The organism is Aurantibacter sp. UH7, from assembly GCF_056839165.1.
Genome location: NZ_CM166388.1, coordinates 2,538,546 through 2,554,213 on the forward strand (window position 1 = coordinate 2,538,546; position 15,668 = coordinate 2,554,213).

At 35.4% G+C, this 15,668-nt stretch carries 8 protein-coding genes; 5 read left to right on the forward strand and 3 right to left on the reverse strand.

Annotated features, from left to right (window positions below; all coding sequences use genetic code 11):
* The first annotated feature begins 228 nt into the window (after nucleotides 1–228).
* From UH7x_RS10670 to UH7x_RS10685, 4 genes are all read left to right on the forward strand, one after another.
* On the forward strand, nucleotides 229–1,056 hold the full coding sequence (locus tag UH7x_RS10670) for a class I SAM-dependent methyltransferase (RefSeq protein ID WP_482359921.1): 828 nt from the start codon (nucleotides 229–231) through the stop codon (nucleotides 1,054–1,056).
* A 517-nt stretch (nucleotides 1,057–1,573) separates the two neighbouring features.
* On the forward strand, nucleotides 1,574–10,618 hold the full coding sequence (locus UH7x_RS10675; protein ID WP_482359922.1) for an Ig-like domain-containing protein: 9,045 nt from the start codon (nucleotides 1,574–1,576) through the stop codon (nucleotides 10,616–10,618).
* Between the two features lie 37 nt (nucleotides 10,619–10,655).
* Entirely contained in the window at nucleotides 10,656–11,585 is a 930-nt protein-coding gene (locus UH7x_RS10680; protein WP_482359923.1) for a PorP/SprF family type IX secretion system membrane protein, read from the forward strand.
* Nucleotides 11,586–11,595: 10 nt separating this feature from the next.
* Nucleotides 11,596–13,545 (forward strand): OmpA family protein, encoded by a 1,950-nt coding sequence (locus tag UH7x_RS10685; RefSeq protein WP_482359924.1) that lies wholly within the window; start codon nucleotides 11,596–11,598, stop codon nucleotides 13,543–13,545.
* Between the two features lie 132 nt (nucleotides 13,546–13,677).
* On the opposite strand, the gene UH7x_RS10690 is transcribed toward UH7x_RS10685, so the two are convergent.
* The 3 genes from UH7x_RS10690 to UH7x_RS10700 form a co-directional block, all read right to left on the reverse strand.
* Entirely contained in the window at nucleotides 13,678–13,863 is a 186-nt protein-coding gene (locus UH7x_RS10690) for a hypothetical protein (RefSeq protein ID WP_482359925.1), read from the reverse strand.
* Between the two features lie 52 nt (nucleotides 13,864–13,915).
* A complete protein-coding gene (locus UH7x_RS10695) occupies nucleotides 13,916–14,077 on the reverse strand; it encodes a DUF1328 family protein (protein ID WP_482359926.1) in 162 nt (53 codons plus the stop codon).
* A 238-nt stretch (nucleotides 14,078–14,315) separates the two neighbouring features.
* Nucleotides 14,316–14,765 carry a ferritin-like domain-containing protein gene (locus tag UH7x_RS10700; protein ID WP_482359927.1) on the reverse strand — a complete coding sequence of 150 codons (450 nt, stop codon included), beginning with the start codon at nucleotides 14,763–14,765 and terminating at the stop codon, nucleotides 14,316–14,318.
* Between the two features lie 362 nt (nucleotides 14,766–15,127).
* On the opposite strand from UH7x_RS10700, the gene UH7x_RS10705 reads away from it, so the two are divergent.
* Complete coding sequence (locus tag UH7x_RS10705; protein WP_482359928.1) at nucleotides 15,128–15,637, forward strand: Dps family protein; 510 nt, start codon at nucleotides 15,128–15,130, stop codon at nucleotides 15,635–15,637.
* Nucleotides 15,638–15,668: the final 31 nt, after the last annotated feature.

A 15,668-nucleotide genomic window follows, 5' to 3' on the forward strand; every position in this document is an offset into this window, starting at 1 on the left:
AAATTTAGAGGTGTTTATTGATGGGTGTTTTTTTAATAATCTAACTTCTAAACTCAACCTTTGTAAAATACTTTAGGTAAACAAGAACTAATGTATAAAGTAAATCACTTAGCAGTAATTATAATCTTTATATTGTCAAAGTTCTCGATGACTTGTTAATGATAAATTTTGTTAAGATACGGACTACAATGTTAAAAATGATTTCTTAACAAATCACAATTTTGTAAAATGAAAGAAAAACTGAGGTATTTAATTGGTCATTTATTGGTGGTTTTAATGCCAAAAAAAGCAGCCAGATTAGGAGAAAAAGGTATGACTATAGTCTTAGATAAAAACCTTTCTAAATTGGAATTTTTAATGCGAGATGCTATTTTGAAGAAGGCAGAAAAAGACCAAGATTTTGAGAATCTTTCTAAGTTACATCGCAATTATTGGGCAAGCAAAGGGGATGAATTGTTTCTTCGCACCGACGATATGTTTGAAAATATTTTCTTGCCGGATTGGTCATTCATATTTGACCAACTCAAAGTGCAATTATCCCAAACCAATTGTGAATTTTATACAATTGTAGAAATTGGTACAGGCAACGGTAATGTTCTAAATTATTTGAGTGAAAAATTTCCTCAAGTAGATAGGTTGGTAGGAATAGATTTAAGTGTAAAACAGATTGAAATTAATAAAAAGAAATTCGAAGATAACCTAAGACTTGAGTTTGTAGCTGTCGATGCTCTTGAATGGATAAGAGAAAATGAGAGAGAGAATATTATTTTTGTTACTTCAGGTGGTGTTTTGGAGTACTTTACCCAAGCAGACCTAGAAAAATTCTTAAAGCATATAAATAATTTAGGAAAAGTCATGTTTATTGCAATAGAACCAATTGGTATAAAAGTAGATTTTGATAAAAACAGCGATTCTCAAATATATGGTCCAGAGTGCTCATTTTCACATAATTATGAAAAATTATTTGCGGAGGCGAACTTTAGTATTTGGCATCAATCAATAAAAGAATATTCTAATACTGAATGGTATTTTAATATTCTAGGTGCAAAGAATTAGAATTTAAAAAAACATATATAATTTAGTAGTACGTTAATAAAACTTCCGTAATGAGCGCTAGAATTGTAAATATCTCTTCTCTATAAAGCGCAATTGGCAACTAAAATCACTTAATATCTGGTGGATTTATTCATGGTTTAGCCGCATTTAAAAAAGTTGGTAGCAGTAAAAAAAGAAGAAAAAGACAATTTATTTGTAGGATAAATATTGTTAATAAATTATAATTCTAATAGTTTTATAACGAAAAATATACTTTTCACATCAAAATAAATAGGCAGCCACAACAATTTTTTCGATAAAATGTAAAGAAAACTATTCTTTGTAAAAGGGTAAAATACCCTAAAGACATAATTGCGTCAGTGTTAAAATCTATCTAGTTAAGGTTTTATCGACGTATCTAGAAAAAACTATGAAACATTTTATCCCCCTAAAATGGTCCTACAAAGTTTTTGAGATAATCAAACGGTGCCATTCTGCTGTTTTCACACACGCTACTCTCAAATTCAATCTTTGTAAAATGAACAGAAAAACAATTTTAACATTGTTTTCTTTGTTTCTTTTTGTTACGGCCAGTATGGCACAAATTGATACTAATCGATTTAAAGTAACAATAGATCCAGAGGAACTAGGTACCTGTGGTGGCGCCAACAATTCTTTAGAGAAAGTATATATTCAAGGTAAAAATGCTACTTGTCACGAGTTTAGTATAACATTTGCACTTCCTGATGGAATAGAATATGTTTCTGGAACTGCAGTAATTACTGCTCAAAATGGATCAGCTGATTTTGTTTTATCTGAAGGCGGTACAGCAAATGAACCAATTTTTAATATTCGCAGACCTAGCGATGCCACGTGGGTTGTCGGAGACGAAGTTTATTTTTCTTTTGAACGTAGTGCAAATTGTGAAGCTGTAGAATTTTTGAATTCTGGAGGAATCTTTAAAGATGCCCATACTATTACTTTTATAGATCAAGGAGGGAATCAAACGGCTACAGATGATGACATAACAGTCGACTCATATACTTTAAGGGCCGCTTCATTAAATATTTCTTCTATTCCAACAACTAATGCAAACGTAGGTGAAACATATACACGTAATATAACTTTAGCCCAAGGTGGTAATGGGTGTACCGATAATTATACTTATTATGTAACGGTCGGATCCGACGTTGATGACCTGTACAAACTCTCCTATGGTACTGCAGATTTAAGTCCAACCTCAATAACTGGAGGTGTTTATACTTATAATTTTGATATGACCGCAGCTCCTTTTCTGTCAGTAGGTGATGGAAATGGATGTTTTGATAATGGCGAATCTATAGTATTAACAGAAACTTTTAGGGTAGATGATTGTATCAATACTGATATTTTACACAACGCCTATTGGGGTTGTGCTCCTAATGAAACTTGTCAAGCAGCCCAACAACAAACCGGTTCTTTAAATTTTGGCGCAAATGTGCCTGAAATTGAATTAACCAAAGGTGGAGCTACGCGCGTTGAACTGTGTAATGCAGTCTCGTATACGATTAAAATTGAAAACACAAAAACAGCTGTAGGTTCTATGGCTTTGGATGTTGCTATTAATCTAGGTTTAGGACACAATACTTCTGAGATTACCGATCCAACGAACAACCCACTTTGGGCATTTGATTATCGAGATACACGTAGTGTTTCAAATTTCAGGTTTGGCTCTAATCCTTCGTTTACACCATCGTCACTTCCGAGTGATAGATATCCAACAAATGGCTCTGGCGAATCAGTTTATATACCAGCTGATTTCTTTACATCAGATCCAGATGGACTTAATTTCGGTCTTGATGATTTGGATAACGATGGTTTTTATGATGATCTGCCACCAGGAAAATTTACAGAATTATCCTTTGACTTTGAAATAGATCCAAGAGATAACTGTGGTACTGGAAGATATGATTACATGGTTTGGGAGCATACATATTTAGATGTAAACTTTAAAGATCAATGCAAGAGTGATAGATTACCAAAAAGAGTAGATTTCAACTACTTTAATATTATTAGAGATTATCAAAGTGTAACAGAAGTTGAGGCTCCAACGGACGTTGTGGACGGAGAAGATTTTGTCGTAGCAATTGCACCATCATTATATATTGGTGGTACGGGTTACCCTCTTTGTGACGGTGACAATATGGGTTCAAATGATGCTGGTTCCGAATGGAGCGTATCAATAACAGTTCCTAATGGGATGACTTTACAACCATCTGCATCCTCAGAGTTCACACAAACAGGTAGTGAGGTTACTTACACGACAACCTCCATGACGAGTGGTCATTTTAAGGAATGGGTTAATTTTCCATTGACCGTTACGTGTGGACCTGGTCTTAATGGATTACAAACAATTCCATATAAAACTAATTACAAATGTACTAGTGGAAGCGGTATTTGTTGGGATCAAGATATTCATTGTGGATCTGTTCAAATATATGCACATTGCCCAGGAGGTTGCTCTGGCCCTGGTATTACCAGTTTTGAAGCAAATAGAACTACCGCTGGTTGGACAGATGATACTCAGAGTACGCAGGTTGTTTTAGATAAAAATGTTCATGAAACTAAAAAATATTTGGCAGGTGATACCATGACTTTGGTAACTACTGCAAGCATAAACAACATTAGCCTTAATAATCTTTTTTTAGATATAGATTATCACACAGCAGATACAGAAACTAAGGGTGCTGATATTATTTCATTTGTTGATGGAACCATTACAATAAATGATAAATCGAGTACAACCCAAACTACTGTTATAACCGTGCCACCCACCTTAACTACTAATGGACCGGATGATTATATGCTCACTTTCGACCTTTCTTCCTATAGAGATATCATTAGTAATACCTATAATTATGGAGAAGGTTTAGAAACCGATGAAATTGAATTAGAACTAAATTTTGAGTTTGCAAAAGATTTTAGGGATATTTTATACTTTGAGTTGTCCGGATTTAGAGGTGATTTTTATGCTTTTACAGACCTTTCGGATAGTACAACACGAGTAAGTTGTGATACATGGGGGGATCGTGCGTATTATTCTAGACCTAGAATTTATGGAAGTAATCAATCGCGTTCAGCCAATGGTTGTGCTCCAGAAACTGGAGTGCTTTATTTTACGCATAACATGGCTCCTGGTGATATGTTTCCAGATGAATATAGGCCTCTTTCTAAATGGACATCAACTGTGGTAGATATTCCTGAGGGAGCAAGGTTTACAGGTAATGTAACTTCAGTAAGCTTTTTAGGTGCATATTCTACCGCAACAGGTGAGTTTGTGGCCACAGAAAATAATGGTCAAGTTATTATAACTCCAGGCCCTGGGTTTGTAAATCGCGACCAAAGAGCACTGCATTATCCTCGTTTTTATGTAGAATTTACGGGCACATGTCTCTCTCCGGAAACTACCACTTATAATTATACCATAAACTTTGATGAATTTGCTTATGCAAGTTCCGAGGCAACAAGCTTTACGAATACCAATACATTTAAATATACGCCTCCAACTTTCTTAATGCAATCGCCATCACCTACAGTAAATGGTGATTCGTATATTGTTGATTTGGATGTTAATATTAGTAATACCAGTGCCGAAGATGTAGGTTATAATTGGTTGCAAGCAACTATTCCAACTGGAGTAGATGTAATTGGTGCTTATAGTGTATCCGGTGGTGTAGAAACAGCTATCAATTATCATATAGCAGCTGACAAAGCATGGATAGAAGCTGGAGCATTGGCAAAGGATGAAACAGGTTCTATTCGTTTAAAAGTAAATTCAAATGTGTGTACCGATGAAACCGTAATTTTTGAACATGGATGGGATTGTCTAGGTTACCCAGGATATCCTGATTTAAATGTTGATGTTTCAGATTTTCAAAGTATAGGAGCCAGTTGTTATCAAAGATCAACCTCAATCATACTTGAACCCAAAGATGCCCAGGTTCAAATGGCTATTACAAATGAACCTTCTTCAGCACAAACGCTATGTACGCCTTTTAATATTGAATTAGATGTGGTTAGTGCTCAATTAGCAGATTTAATTCATCCATATGTCGAATTTGCAATTCCAGGAGGTGATGACGGTATGACCATAAATTCTGTTGAAATAGAATATCCTAAGGATTCTGGGGATGTTCAGACTGTGAATTCTGTTGTCACAAATGGTATAGCCCGATTGGATATTATGGGTCATACGGCTATTGCTGCAATTCAGGGTATAGCCGGAGATCCTGCAAACAACGATACAAATGAAAGAACAGCTCATATTAATATGTTGGTGCAGTTGGAATGTGATTTTATTTCTAATTCAGTAATAACATTTAAAGTTTATGGTGAAAGTCCATGTGGAGACCCTGCGTTAGGAAATGGACTTCGAGCAGTAACGTCCTCTATCGAAGTGGATCAAGCGGTAGCGCCTTATAGTGCTTTGAGTACTATAAACCTTCCAGGTTACGGGGTGCCAATTGATGGTTGTGGTGTTCAAGAGACAATTAATGTAGTAACAACAATTAAAAATGGAACTTCTAGTAGTTCAGATTATGCGAAGATTATATTGATTCCAGGTATTGAATATGTTCCAAGCACATTTGTTGCTAATGGGACAAATATTGCTACTTATGAAAGTATAAGTTTTGTTGGTGATCATCAAGAAATGATTATTAAATATCCTAGTGGAGTAGTCGATGACGATACTATAGATTTCGAATTTGATATTATAACCTTAGGTGATGCAATTTGTGATGATTCGGCTGAAGTACAAATAGTAAATTATGTTCAAGTACCAGGTATTAGTTGTTCCACTCAAAATTGTGGTGATTTTCAAGTAGCAACAGGTTTTTCCTATGAAATTCTACCTTTAGAGAAACCAATTTTAGAAGTAACTAATAATAATGGAGGTACTTATTTTGAAAAGACTGATGGAAGTTTTGATTTTACCGTAAATCTTGATTTTAATAATGTAGGTGGAGACGAGGCGGTAGCAGGTTATACTTATGATGTCTATTGTGATGATGGCACAGGAGTTAAAACAGGATTTTCAATTGGGGCTGGAAACACTTCAAATATAATTGCTGAAGGAGCAACAGTGTCTGAAACACTAACTTTTAATAGTGCTTCTCCAATATGTACATCGAAATCTGTTATAATTGAATTTATACCTTCAAATAGCAATTGCATGTGCGAGCCACTAATAATTGTAGTGCCAATTAATGCATCGCCTGTCGCTAATAATGATAGCAGCACGAACAATCCTACCAATACAGCAGTAACAATTGATGTAGTTGATAATGATAACGACCCCGATGGAAGTATTGACCCAACGACGGTAAGTTTAGATGCAACCTCTGTAACCAGTGGTGTATGTGATACTACTGATGCTAATGGCGATTGCACCCAAGTAACGGTGCCAAATGAAGGCGTATGGACGGTAAATCCAACTACTGGAGAAGTAACATTCACACCAGAATCAGGTTTTACAGCAGACCCAGAAGTAATTGAATACACGGTAGAAGATAATGATGGTAATGAGTCAAATGAAGCCACTATCACAATTGACTATGCAGTACAAGTACCGGTAGCCGATAATGATAGCAGTACTAACAATCCTACCAATACAGCAGTAACAATTGATGTAGTTGATAATGATAACGACCCCGATGGAAGTATTGACCCAACGACGGTAAGTTTAGATGCAACCTCTGTAACCAGTGGTGTATGTGATACTACTGATGCTAATGGCGATTGCACCCAAGTAACGGTGCCAAATGAAGGCGTATGGACGGTAAATCCAACTACTGGAGAAGTAACATTCACACCAGAATCAGGTTTTACAGCAGACCCAGAAGTAATTGAATACACGGTAGAAGATAATGATGGTAATGAGTCAAATGAAGCCACTATCACAATTGACTATGCAGTACAAGTACCGGTAGCCGATAATGATAGCAGTACTAACAATCCTACCAATACAGCAGTAACAATTGATGTAGTTGATAATGATAACGACCCCGATGGAAGTATTGACCCAACGACGGTAAGTTTAGATGCAACCTCTGTAACCAGTGGTGTATGTGATACTACTGATGCTAATGGCGATTGCACACAAGTAACGGTACCAAATGAAGGCGTATGGACGGTAAATCCAACTACTGGAGAAGTAACATTCACACCAGAATCAGGTTTTACAGCAGACCCAGAAGTAATTGAATACACGGTAGAAGATAATGATGGTAATGAGTCAAATGAAGCCACTATCACCATTGACTATGCAGTACAAGTACCGGTAGCCGATAATGATAGCAGTACTAACAATCCTACCAATACAGCAGTAACAATTGATGTGGTTGATAATGATAACGACCCTGATGGAAGTATTGACCCAACGACGGTAAGTTTAGATGCAACCTCTGTAACTGGTGGTGTATGTGATACTACCGATGCTAATGGCGATTGTACACAAGTAACCGTTCCAAATGAAGGCGTATGGACGGTTAATCCAACTACTGGAGAAGTAACATTTACCCCAGAATCAGGTTTTACAACAGACCCAGAAGTAATTGAATACACGGTAGAAGATAATGATGGTAATGAGTCAAATGAAGCAACCATCACAATTGACTATGCAGTACAAGTACCGGTAGCCGATAATGATAGCAGCACGAATAATCCAACAAATACAGCGGTAACAATTGATGTAGTTGATAATGATAACGACCCCGATGGAAGTATTGACCCAACGACGGTAAGTTTAGATGCAACCTCTGTAACCGGTGGTGTATGTGATACTACTGATGCTAATGGCGATTGTACACAAGTAACCGTTCCAAATGAAGGAGTATGGACGGTTAATCCAACTACTGGAGAAGTAACATTTACCCCAGAATCAGGTTTTACAGCAGACCCAGAAGTAATTGAATACACGGTAGAAGATAATGATGGTAATGAGTCAAATGAAGCAACCATCACAATTGACTATGCAGTACAAGTACCGGTAGCCGATAATGATAGCAGCACGAACAATCCTACCAATACAGCAGTAACAATTGATGTAGTTGATAATGATAACGACCCCGATGGAAGTATTGACCCAACGACGGTAAGTTTAGATGCAACCTCTGTAACCAGTGGTGTATGTGATACTACTGATGCTAATGGCGATTGCACACAAGTAACGGTACCAAATGAAGGCGTATGGACGGTTAATCCAACTACTGGAGAAGTAACATTTACCCCAGAATCAGGTTTTACAGCAGACCCAGAAGTAATTGAATACACGGTAGAAGATAATGATGGTAATGAGTCAAATGAAGCCACTATCACAATTGACTATGCAGTACAAGTACCAGTCGCAGATAATGATAATAGTGCTGATAATATTACTGGAGATACTGTTACGATTGATATAGTTGACAATGATAACGACCCCGATGGAAGTATTGACCCAACGACGGTAAGTTTAGATGCAACATCCGTAACTGGTGGTGTATGTGATACTACCGATGCTAATGGCGATTGTACACAAGTAACCGTTCCAAATGAAGGAGTATGGACGGTAAATCCAACTACTGGAGAAGTAACATTTACCCCAGAATCAGGTTTTACAGCAGACCCAGAAGTAATTGAATACACGGTAGAAGATAATGATGGTAATGAGTCAAATGAAGCAACCATCACAATTGACTATGCAGTACAAGTACCGGTAGCCGATAATGATAGCAGCACGAATAATCCAACAAATACAGCGGTAACAATTGATGTAGTTGATAATGATAACGACCCCGATGGAAGTATTGACCCAACGACGGTAAGTTTAGATGCAACCTCTGTAACCGGTGGTGTATGTGATACTACTGATGCTAATGGCGATTGTACACAAGTAACCGTTCCAAATGAAGGAGTATGGACGGTTAATCCAACTACTGGAGAAGTAACATTTACCCCAGAATCAGGTTTTACAGCAGACCCAGAAGTAATTGAATACACGGTAGAAGATAATGATGGTAATGAGTCAAATGAAGCAACCATCACAATTGACTATGCAGTACAAGTACCGGTAGCCGATAATGATAGCAGTACTAACAATCCTACCAATACAGCAGTAACAATTGATGTAGTTGATAATGATAACGACCCCGATGGAAGTATTGACCCAACGACGGTAAGTTTAGATGCAACCTCTGTAACTGGTGGTGTATGTGATACTACCGATGCTAATGGCGATTGTACCCAAGTAACGGTACCAAATGAAGGCGTATGGACGGTTAATCCAACTACTGGAGAAGTAACATTTACCCCAGAATCAGGTTTTACAGCAGACCCAGAAGTAATTGAATACACGGTAGAAGATAATGATGGTAATGAGTCAAATGAAGCCACTATCACAATTGACTATGCAGTACAAGTACCAGTCGCAGATAATGATAATAGTGCTGATAATATTACTGGAGATACTGTTACGATTGATATAGTTGACAATGATAACGACCCCGATGGAAGTATTGACCCAACGACGGTAAGTTTAGATGCAACATCCGTAACTGGTGGTGTATGTGATACTACCGATGCTAATGGCGATTGTACACAAGTAACCGTTCCAAATGAAGGAGTATGGACGGTAAATCCAACTACTGGAGAAGTAACATTTACCCCAGAATCAGGTTTTACAGCAGACCCAGAAGTAATTGAATACACGGTAGAAGATAATGATGGTAATGAATCAAATGAAGCCACTATCACAATTGACTATGACCAATGTAACGGATTGGGTAGTGCAGATTGTGATGGAGATGGAGTGTCTAATGACCAAGAGATATTAGATGGAACAAATCCAAATGACCCATGTAATTATGAAATTGCAAGTATGACTATGATTCAAACTGGAACATATCTTATTACTGATTGTGATGGAGATGGCGTATTAAATGGTCAAGAATTAGAAGACGGTACCAATCCGGAAGACCCTTGCGATTATGACGCTGATAATGTTAATGTTAATCCTTCAGGTGATTATTTAATTATTGACTGTGATGGAGATGGTGTGCTAAATGGAACAGAACTAAATGATCAAACAAATCCATTAGATCCATGCGATTTTGAAGAAATGAGCATTACAGTGGAACGCACAGGTCTATGGTTAACTGCAGATTGTGATGGTGACGATGTGTCAAATGAACAGGAGATAGCTGATAATACAAATCCATATGAGCCATGTAGTGCTGTGGGAGGAATGACGCCGTCTGGAACGGTATGTGATATCGTAATTCAGAGTGATCTTGTTGGTCCAGGAATGAATAATGGAATCTTTAAAATAAATAATATAGAATCTTATCGCGATAATACCGTTAGGATTTATAACCGATGGGGTGTGCTAGTTTTTGAAACCAAAGGTTATGATAATAGTTCTAATGCATTTAGAGGAATATCTAACGGCCGTGTTACTGTTAAACAAAATGATGAATTGCCAGTAGGTACATATTTCTATATAATAGATTATATGAATGAAGGTGTCGCAAAAGTTAAAAACGGTTACCTCTATGTTAATCGATAAAAAGACGAAAATCAAATACAATTATTAAATCAATAGGATGAAAAAATTAATTATTTCGAGTTTGTTTATTGTATTCTCCTTGTGGGGTATTACGGCACAGCAAGATGCCCAATACACACAATACATGTACAATACAATGGCAGTAAATCCTGCCTATGCGGGCTCACGTGGTGTTCTTGGTATTACTGCGCTTCACCGTTCGCAGTGGATAGGATTGGATGGAGCGCCTACCACTCAGACTTTAAATTTTAACACACCTATAGGTCGTGGCGTGGGTATTGGTCTATCTATTGTTAATGATGAGATTGGTAATGGTACAAATCAAGATACTTATTTCGATGGTGTAGTATCATATACCATAAATACTTCTGATACAGGTAAATTATCCTTTGGAGTAAAAGCTGGTGGACACTTACTGAATTTAGATTTCACAAAACTTCGTAATTACAGTAATGAAGCTGTTTCTATCGGGGGTACGAATATTGATAAAAAATTTTCGCCCAATTTTGGAGCAGGAATCTACTATCATACAAACCAATTTTATGCAGGTTTATCGGTACCAAACTTTCTAGAAACTCAGCATTTTGATAATGCAAGTTCTACCATTGCTCAAGAAAGAATGAATTTTTATTTTATTACAGGTTACGTTTTTGATTTAAATCAGAATTTAAAATTTAAGCCAGCAGCCTTATTAAAAGCAGTTAATGGCGCACCACTACAAATAGATGCTTCTGCAAATTTCTTACTAAATGATAAATTTAATTTAGGTGTTGCCTATCGATGGGATGCTGCCGTAAGCGCAATGTTTGGGTTCCAGGTTTCAGAACAGTTTTTAATAGGCTTAGCTTATGATAAAGAAACTACAGAGTTGGGTAATACAGCTTTTAATGATGGTTCTTTTGAGGTAATGTTACGTTATGAGTTTAAAAATAGATTTAGAAGGGTAATAGCCCCAAGATTCTTTTAAATATACTAAAATGCACAAGAAATATATATATATATATACGCTATTCTTAATGTCAATGGTTTGCGCCTTAGGTATGGCCCAAGAAAAGAAGATAAAAAAAGCGGGAAGTGATTATAAAAACTATGACTATATATTAGCCATAGATTCTTACGAAAAATTAGTGGCCGAAGGTCATTCAGATGAGCAAATTTATCGAGATTTGGGTAATGCAAATTATCAGAATGCGCGATATACAGAAGCTGCCGTTTGGTACGAAAAACTTTTCAACCTCGAGGGTGTAGAAGTAGAGCCTGAATATATATATAGATATGCGCAGTCGTTAAAATCTGATGGAAATTATGATGCTTCTGAACTCTGGATGAATAAATACAAGGAAGCTACTAGTGGTGAAGTTCGGGCTGTAAAACTAACGGAAGCCCCTGATTATTTAGCAAAAATAGAAGAGCAATCAGATGCTTTTGAAATTAAAAATCTAAATATAAATTCCAGCGAATCAGATTTTGCTCCGTCATTTAAAGGACAAGATTTAATTTTTTCAACATCAAGAGATAGTGGAATAACCAAAAGAAATGTCCATTTATGGAATGGTAAATCATTTACAAATCTTTATAAAGCGATTGCAAATGAGAATGGGGATTACGAAAGTGTTGAAAAATTGTCTAAAATTTTTAATAAGAAAACACATGAATCTTCTTCAGCATACACAAAAGATGGCAACACTGTTTATTTCACAAGAAACAACTCTAAAAACGGAAATTTTTCTAGAGATGAGCAAGGTATAAGTCGTTTAAAAATATATCGTGCTTCATTAGTTAATGGCGATTGGAAAGATGTTATTTCATTGCCATTTAATAGTGATAGTCATTCTGTAGCACATCCAGCACTTTCAACAGATGAAAGCAAATTGTATTTCGCCTCCGATATGAATGGAACTGTGGGAGAGTCTGATTTGTTTGTCGTTGATATTAATGAAGATGGTAGTTTTGGTACTCCTTTAAATTTAGGGAAAGGAATTAATACGGAGAGCCGTGAAACTTTTCCATATGTAACAAAAGAAAATGTTCTCTATTTTGCTTCAGATGGCCATCCTGGTTTAGGAGGTCTGGATATTTTTGCTTCTAAATTAGATAATTTAGATAAACCGAATATTGTGAATTTAGGGAAGCCTATAAACACTGATGAAGATGATTTTTCGCTTATTTTCGATAGTGATACGCAAAAAGGTTTCTTTGCTTCAAATAGAGAAGGGGGTCATGGTGGAGATGATATTTATAGTTTTACCCAAGTTAAAGAACTTGATCTAGATTGCCATATAGCTATTGCTGGTATTGTTAAAGATCAGCAAACCAATAGTATTATACCTAATGCAAAATTGGTTTTAACAGATGCAGAAGGAGTTGTTGTGGCAGAAGGGGTATCTGATGAAGATGGAAATTTCGATATGGAAGGTTATTGTGATGGTGGTATGTATAGTATTGTTGCATCAAAAGAAGATTTCAATGATGGTGATAAATCATTTACAATAAACCAGAACGAAGATGTAAACAATGTAGAAGTGTTCTTAGAGCCTATAGATAAGTCAGCTCCGGTAGGAACAGACTTGGTGAAATACTTGGATATTGAACCAATTTATTTCGATTTTGATAAATCAAATATTCGTGAAGATGCAGTAGTGTCAATACAAAAGGTAATTGATTATATGAAAGCATTTCCAGAGGTTAAGGTACAAGTGCAATCACATACCGATTCAAGAGGAAATGATGCATACAACGAGGCGCTATCTCAAAGAAGAGCTACAAGTACTAGTGAGTATATGGTGCTGCAAGGAATTGAGCCTTCAAGAATATCAGGAAAAGGTTTCGGTGAAAAACGATTAGTTAATGATTGTAATAATCAAAATATATGTTCTGTTGCTAAGCATCAAGAAAATAGAAGGTCAGAATTTACTATCGTAGAGTAGTTTTAAATTATTTAATGTTTAAAAAAAAGAGGCGGTATTACCGCCTCTTTTTTATTTGAATCAAATTCTAATTTTAAATAAAAAAGGCAAGCAAAATTAATTGCCTGCCTTAATGTTTTGTATCAATGCATATTATTGGTCATCAGTAGCATCATCAACCTCATCTTTAATTTCTTCAACTCCTTCTTCCATCTCATCTCCAACTTCCTCAATAGAGTCTTCAACTTTTTCTTTAGTAGTTTTTTCTCTACAACTAGTTGCAGTTAAAAATAGAGCTGAAACAAATAATAATAAATATAGTTTTGCGATTTTTTTCATCTTGATTTAATTTTTATTAATAAAATATATTTTGAATATGTCTACGCGGAAATTAGAATGCCTTTTTTCCTCTAAGTAATGAGATTACAAATAGCACTAAAAATATAACGAATAAGATTTTAGCTATACTAGCAGCTCCTGCGGCTATTCCACCAAATCCAAAAATTCCGGCGATAATTGCTAATATTATAAAAGTGATTGTCCAACGTAACATATTATATGGTTTTTAAATTTATACTTAGGAAATCGTATTGTTCCCTCTAACTGTTACAAAGATGAATATATTTAGAGCCCCACTTTAGCCGTATCAATCTAAATCTTGACTCATTTGAAATTTATATAACATATTAAATATGAGCACCTTATTTCTATTTTAAATCGTTTTTATAAATAATAAGGCATAAAAAAAGAGAAGCTAGTGCTTCCCTTTTTTTTAGATTTATTTTTCTTACTTAAAATGAATTTTCTAAAGTTTTCACGGTAGAAAGTGCAGATTGAATGCTGTCTTTTTGTTTTTGAAGTAGCATTTCTGTTGTTGATGGTAAAGTTGTCTCAGATAAGACATCTTCGTATTCAGCAATTGCCGCTTTTTCACCTCTTATAGCCTCCTCTAGCATAGCTTCTTCACTATCAGATGAGAAAAGTGCTTTAACGTCCATCCATGTTCTATGAACTTTCGCGGTCATACTATCGCCTGTTTCCGCTTTTTGTCCAATGGAATTAATCTCAGTTTTTAATTGATATCCAAAATCTTTTCGTTGTACAGCTTTTTTCTCAAAGTATTCTTTTAAATACGTATGATTTGTATGGTCTGCGGCTTTTTTAAACCCCTTTTCGGCATCATAAGTTTTTTCTAATAATTCATTTAATTTGTTTCCAATTTTCTCGGTATACGTCTGCATTTAAATTAAAATTTTAATGAATGATAACTTCTTTTATGGATGCTTATCATTTTACATCCTATAAAAAACACCATTTCTATGTTATACTTAAACAGGTCGCTAGTGTTTTTTGTTTGATACAAAGCTATGTTGATATATAATTCAAATTTTGTTCAAATGATTAAATCCTTAACTCAAATGCTAAATAGTATTGTAAAATATACATTCATTATGGAGTGCTATTTAATTTTAAATGAGATGGTTACGTGAATGTGTTAACATCTGCTTCATATGAGCAAAAGACCAAATTGCTTTGAGAATATATTTGTAGTAGAAGTTGAGAGTATGAAAATCATAGTCCACCTGAACTAAAATTATTACATATGAATTACTTAAATATAAATGACAAAAAATTAGTACCAGTTGTAACGGAAATGAATATTCTTTTAGCAGATTATACCATCTACTATCAAAAATTAAGAAGTTTCCATTGGAATGTTTTGGGAAGAAATTTTTTCGATTTACACGTAAAATTCGAAGAATTGTATACCGAAGCTAGAATTAAAATTGATGCAATCGCTGAACGTATTTTAACCTTAAGATATCATCCGGTAAGTAATTTATCTAAATATCTTAAAATGTCAAACATAGAAGAAGAATCACCCTTTATAGAAGATAAAGAAATGGTTAATAGTCTGCTATCAGACCATAAAAAATTATTACAGCAGATGAAGATTATATTAGATAAAGCTGATGAAGCAGGAGATGAAGGATCAGTAGATATGTTAGGAGCCTATATTGGTGAATTAGAAAAGTCTAGTTGGATGTTGGATGCGTTCATTAAAGACACGGCAGATCAACTTAAAATAAGTGAGCTTGAAGAAGTTTCTTAATGTTTTATAGCGATAATTTAAAAGAAATTTG